Source organism: Fusobacterium sp. (assembly GCF_032477075.1).
Classification (GTDB): Bacteria; Fusobacteriota; Fusobacteriia; order Fusobacteriales; family Fusobacteriaceae; genus Fusobacterium_A.
Genome location: NZ_JAWDXO010000001.1, coordinates 251,631 through 258,083 on the forward strand (window position 1 = coordinate 251,631; position 6,453 = coordinate 258,083).

At 27.4% G+C, this 6,453-nt stretch carries 4 protein-coding genes; 3 read left to right on the plus strand and 1 reads right to left on the minus strand.

The window, feature by feature from the left end:
- The first annotated feature begins 79 nt into the window (after nucleotides 1-79).
- The 3 genes from E6771_RS01195 to E6771_RS01205 all read left to right on the plus strand — a co-directional run bounded on the left by E6771_RS01195 (nucleotide 80) and on the right by E6771_RS01205 (nucleotide 4,403).
- Nucleotides 80-2,044, plus strand: a complete 1,965-nt coding sequence (locus E6771_RS01195) for an isoamylase (RefSeq protein ID WP_316089031.1) — start codon at nucleotides 80-82, stop codon at nucleotides 2,042-2,044.
- 107 nt (nucleotides 2,045-2,151) lie between these two features.
- Nucleotides 2,152-3,930 carry a DUF4401 domain-containing protein gene (locus E6771_RS01200; protein WP_316089033.1) on the plus strand — a complete coding sequence of 593 codons (1,779 nt, stop codon included), beginning with the start codon at nucleotides 2,152-2,154 and terminating at the stop codon, nucleotides 3,928-3,930.
- Nucleotides 3,927-4,403, plus strand: coding sequence for a GDYXXLXY domain-containing protein (locus E6771_RS01205; protein ID WP_316089034.1), 477 nt, complete (start codon nucleotides 3,927-3,929; stop codon nucleotides 4,401-4,403). Before E6771_RS01200 ends, E6771_RS01205 begins: the two co-directional genes overlap by 4 nt.
- Nucleotides 4,404-4,769: 366 nt before the next feature.
- Here the strand turns inward: E6771_RS01205 and E6771_RS01210 are convergent, their stop codons facing one another.
- Nucleotides 4,770-6,269 (minus strand): YifB family Mg chelatase-like AAA ATPase, encoded by a 1,500-nt coding sequence (locus E6771_RS01210; protein WP_316089035.1) that lies wholly within the window; start codon nucleotides 6,267-6,269, stop codon nucleotides 4,770-4,772.
- Between the last annotated feature and the right edge of the window lie 184 nt (nucleotides 6,270-6,453).

Consider the following 6,453-nt stretch of genomic DNA (forward strand, 5'->3'; position numbering starts at 1 on the left):
ATTTTGATCTATGAATTGACTTTTTTGTAGCTGCATTATATAATTTAATTATATGGAAAAAAATTTTAAAGGAGAACATATGTGTATTTGGGAAGTTGGAGTTCCTAAATTAGGAGTAACCGTAGAAAATGAAGGAATTAATTTTGCAATATTTGCTAAAAATAAAAAGAAAGTAGTTTTAAATATTTATAATTCAGGTTCAGATTTAGTTCCTAAAAAAAGTTTTATTTTAGATCCGACTATGAATAAAACAGGAAATATATGGCATATATATTTAAAAGGTGTTTCTGCCAAAACTTTATATACTTGGAAATTAGATGACTCTACTGACTTATTAGATCCTTATGCACTATCTTATACAAATAATAAAAATTATTCAAGAAGAAAAAGTATAGTTGTAAAGAAAGATCATATGCGAACAAAACATTTAAATATAGAGTTAGAAGATACAATCATTTATGAAGTACATATAAAACTTTTTACTCAAAATTTTAATTCAATGGTAAAATTTCCAGGAACTTATAGTGGATTTATAGAAAAAATACCATATTTGAAAGAATTAGGAATAACAGCAGTAGAGTTTTTACCAATATATGAATGGGATGATTTTACAGGTAATATTGGAATAACAAATGGAGCAAAATTAAAAAATATATGGGGATACAATCCAATAGGCTTTTTTGCACCAACTAAAAAATTTTCCAAAAATCAAACTTTAGATTCTGATAGTGAAGTAGTTGAATTTAAAGAATTAGTAAAAGCTCTTCATGAGCATGGAATAGAAGTAATTTTAGATGTGGTATATAATCATACTGCTGAAGGTGGAAATGGAGGAAAGGTATATAATTTTAAAGCAATGGATAATAAAACCTTCTATATGCTTGAAAATAAAGATGCACAATATAAAAATTATTCAGGATGTGGAAATACATTTAATTGTAACAATAAAGTAGTAAAAGATGTTATAATAGATTCTTTAAGATATTGGTATCTTGAAATGGGAGTAGATGGATTTAGATTTGATTTGGCATCTATTCTTGGCAGAGGAGAAGATGGACAATGGAATGAGATTTCTCTTCTGAATGAATTGGTACAAGATCCTATTTTGTCACACTGTAAATTAATTTCAGAAAGCTGGGATCTTGGAGGATACTATGTTGGAGATATGCCAGCAGGATGGAGTGAATGGAATGGAAAATACAGGGATGTTGTCAGGAAGTTCATAAAAGGAGAGTTTGGATTAATACCTGAATTATTAAAGAGAATATTTGGAAGTCCTGATATTTTTAAAAGAAATAACAGAGGACCAATGAGTAATATAAATTTTGTTACTTGTCATGATGGTTTTACAATGTGGGATCTTGTAAGTTATAATAATAAACATAATCTTAATAATGGAGAAAATAATAATGATGGAGAAAGCAATAATAATTCATATAATTATGGAGTAGAAGGTGGTACAGATAATCCTGCTATTCTTGAAGTTAGAAAAAGACAGATTAAAAATATGTTTTTGATACTTTTTATTTCTCAGGGAGTTCCTATGCTGCTAATGGGAGATGAAATGGGAAGGACACAATTTGGAAATAATAATGCTTATTGTCAGAATAATCGTTCTACATGGCTAGATTGGGAAAGAGGAATAAAATTTTCTGAAATAACCAATTTTGTAAAGAATATGATAAAAATTCGTAAAAAATATTCTATATTTAGAAAAAAGAATTATTTAGAACTTTCAGAATGTGAAAATTGTGATGTTTCGCTTCATGGAGTAAAACTTAATTCTCCAGATTATTCATACTATTCATTAAGCATAGCATTCGTTCTTCATGACATTGAAACTGATACATCATTTTATATAGCTTTGAATTCTTACCATGGAGAGCTAACATTTGAACTTCCAGTTTTACAAAATAAAAAATGGCATCTTTTAGTTGATACTTCAAAGACAGAAAAAGAAAATTTTAAAGAAGATACAAAAGCTTTAATTGATAAAAATTATCTTGTAAAACCAAAAAGTTCTATAATTTTAATGAGTAAATAGAATTATGATTTAAGGCAGATTTTAAAGTAAAACTTTAAAGTCTGCTTTTTGCATAGTATAATATATCTAAAATATAATTTTTCCTGTCTTAGTAGGAGGTAATCAACATGCTTTATAAGTTAAAAAATTCTTTTTTATATTTTTCTATATTATTTATTATTACAGGGGTATCATGTTTTATTGCATATAACTGGAATAAAATAGGAAATTTTACCAAAATGTCTATTCCAATGACCTTGATTATATTGGGAATAATTGGTTGGTTTATTTTTCAAAATAAAAAATTATATAGAGAGCTTTCACTTTTTTCATCATCATTTTTTATAGGGACATTATTTGCTGTATTTGGGCAGATATATCAAACAGGAGCTGATCCATATACACTGTTTAGAAATTGGGGGATATTTATACTAATTTTTTCTTTTATAGAAAAATTTTATCCTCTTTGGACTTTAAACATAACAGTTTTTACAATAAGTGGAATGCTTTATATGAGATTGTATGGAAATTTTACAATGATATGTATTACAGGATCCATAATTATTTTATTTTTCTTTCTTATTTATATTGCTGTGATAAAAAAAATGTTAATAGAGGTAAAAGATTGGTTTTTCTATATCCTCGCTTTTTCTTCAACAGCTCTAATGACAGCAGGAATATTCTGGAAGGTTTTAGGTATGAGATATTACAGAAATTTTGATTTATATGGACCATTTTATTTATTGATATATGTTGTATTTATAGGATTGCTTTTTCTGCTTGGGAAAAAAGTAATAAGGAAACAAGGATTAAATATTATAAGTATAGTTTCAATGACTTTTGTTATTTCTTCTTATATAATAAGAGAAATATCTGGAGTGGAATCAGGTGTTATTGGAATTTTTTTGATAATATGCCTTATTATAGGAAGTATTAGAATTATTACTAAAAATTATCTGTCTTCAAATTCAGTAAGAGTTATTTTAAATTTTTTCAAAGTAATTTTAGTAATATTGACAATAGCATTTTTCTCATTATTGATGTCTTTCTTTAGTCTTGGAGAAGAGGCAATTCTTGTAGCAGGAGCACTTCTTCTTACAGCATCTTGTTTTCTTCCAAAGATTTTAAAATTTAAAGAAGAAAAAAATGAAATAATAACATTCGTATCTGGGTTGACTTTAATTCTTGTGTATCTTCAAGAGAGAATGAGATTATCAACAATAACAATAGTTGGAATAGGCTGGTTAATATATGGAGGATTCTATATTTTAAGACATTCCAAAATCTTAGATTTCTTAATTGTTCCAGCAGTAATTTCTGGATTAATAATGATTTTTCCAGGGACAAGAGGATATTCAAAAACATTGATACTTGTAATACCACTCATTTTTATCTTAGTATCTTGCTGTAATGAAAAAATGAAAATAGCAAAAACAGAAAGAATAAAAAGAATAACCAGAGGAGCAGAGATTATTGCTTTTATTCAAGCAATAGTAGTTAGGAGTACACTTTTTAGATATAATTATTATGATTCATATATAGTTAATGGAATAATACTTGCAATAGCATTAGGACTGCTCTATAAAATATTTGCTGGAAAAAACTATTTTACATTTTTTATTATAGCTGTATTAGTAGGATTTTTAAGTTTCTTCTGTTTGGGCATGTATGGAGTAAACTTGGGAATAATGTTGATTCTTTTATATATGTACAGAGATGAAAAATATATGATAGGAGCAGCAGTAATATTTTTAGGAGGAGAAATATCATTTTATTACTATAGTCTTCATATAACACTTCTTGAAAAATCTTATCTTATGATAAAAAGTAGTGTTTTATTATTTCTTGGATTTCTCATTTTATCTAAAATTACCTATAAAGCAATGGAGAAGGGGGAAGAGTTATGAAAAAAATACTTGTAGTATTTAATCTCTTATTATTGATGATAGCTTTTGGGTATTCAGTAGTAAAAGAGGAGAGAAATTTAAAACAAAAAACTTTCTATATAAAAACAGCTCCTGTTGATCCTCGTTCTTTAATACAGGGGGATTATATGATTCTTAATTATGATATTACAGAGTCAGCCAGAGGAGAAGCAAGAAATTTAAGAAAGGGATATATAAGAGTTAGACTAAATAATTTGAAAGTAGCTGAATTCATGGAAGTTAGTAAAGAGTATCTTCCATCATCAGAGAATGAACTTTCTATTCAGTTTCATCAAAATGATTCTACTATAGATATAGGTGTTAATTCATATTTATTTCAGGAGGGAACTGGAAATAGATTTCAAAGGGCTCAGTATGCAGAGGTTATAGAATTGAAAAGTGGTAAATTAAGATTAAAACATTTATTGGACAAAGACTTCAATATAATAAAATAAGAAAAAGGCAGTTAAAACTTTTATAAATTTTAGCTGCCTTCTTTTTAGCCTTGAGTGTTAGTAAAATAATCTGGATGAATAAGAACTAATTTTTTTAGATATCCTTCAACTCTTTCATAGTTTTGCTGTGTATATGACACTAGTTTATCAATTGCTTTATTTTTTATATTTTGAGCAAATTTTTTTATGATAATGAAACTTTTTTCAAATATTAATTATTTGTTGCAGTTTAGATTTACTAAATAAATAAAATTTTAGAATAAATTGATTTATTAATATAAAAATGTCTAATATTTATTTAAAAAAATGAAATAATAAATCTAAGTTTTTTCTGAAGTAATAAATGTATAGTTATAGAATTTAAATTTATTTTTTTCTAAAAGAAACAGCTTCCATTAAGTGATGTTTTTTTATATCTTTACATTCATCCAAATCTGCAATGGTTCTCGCTACTTTCAGAATTTTATCATAACCTCTTGCAGATATTTCCATTATTCTCATAGCATTTTTAAAATATTCTTTATCTTCATCTGCAATTTTACAATATTTTTTTATTTCTTTTTGTCCCAGATTTCCATTTAAAAGATCATTGTTATATCTTTTTCTTTGAATTTCTCTAGCTTTCATGACTCTTTCTTTTATAGTGTTTGAATTTTCTGCTTCAACTGAATTCATCAATTCATCTTCTGACAGTCTTCTCATTTCAATATGAATATCAATTCTATCCATAATAGGACCAGAAAGTTTTTTCATATATTTATTTACTTCATGTTGAGTACAGGTACACGAAGCACCTTCATAATAATTTCCACAAAAGCAAGGGTTGCTTGTAGCAAGAAGTTGAAATGTACTCAAAAACTCCACTCTATATTGAGCTCTTGTGATAGAAACCATTCCATCTTCTAATGGCTGTCTTAAACTTTCTAAAACACTTCTAGGGAATTCTGCAAGTTCATCTAATAATAATATTCCATTAGAGGCTAAACTTATTTCACCAGGTTTTATCCTTTTTCCACCACCTATAATTGAAGTGAGAGAGCTTGTGTGATGGGGAGAACGAAAAGGTCTTTGGCTGATTATTGGTTTTTTACTGTTAAGCTCTCCAGCAACGCTATATATTTTTGTAGACTCAATTATTTCTTCTTCACTCATAGGAGGAAGAATAGTCATCATTCGTTTGGCAAGCATGGATTTTCCTGAACCAGGGCTTCCTATTAATATTATGTTATGTCCACCAGCAGCAGCAATTTCTAATCCTCTTTTTCCTAATGCCTGTCCTTTTACTTCTGAAAAATCAATACTATAATTTTTTTCTTCAAAAAATGGATTTATATTCACTAGTTTTACTTCACCTTTAGAAATAAAATCAGCTACTTCTTTTAAAGTTGAAACAGAAATAATATTTATTCCTTTAATAAGAGAAGCTTCTTGGACATTATCTTTTGGAATAATTACTCCCTTGTATCCTTTTTCCTTTACTAAAATCATTGTATTTATTATTCCTTTTACTCCTCTAATTTTTCCATCTAAAGAAAGTTCTCCAAGAAAAAGATAGTTATCAAGAATGGAATTTCTATCTTTTATAAAGCCCATGGCAACCATTATACCAACAGCTATTGGGAGATCAAATTGGGCACCTTCTTTTTTTATTCCAGCTGGAGAAAGATTTACTATTATTTTTTTTGGTTCCATTTTGTAATCACTATTTTTTAAAGCAGTCCTTACTCTATCCTTACTTTCTGATATGGCAGTATCTCCTAGGCCTACTATTGAAAAGAAAGGAAGTCCGCCACTAATATCTACTTCTGTTTCTACTAAAAAAGGTTCTACACCTATATAACTTGAACTTAATACTCTTATATTCATAAATTAAGGGCTCCTCTGATAATTTTTTGACACAAAAAATGAGTGGGACCTGAGGCCCCACTTTTATATTAAATTTTATACATAGTTAAATTTCTTCTCCACATCTTTTAAGAAGTCTTTCCCATTTTAAATCTACATCTTTTTGTATTCTATCTATGATATGTCTGTTTTCTGGTTTGAATAG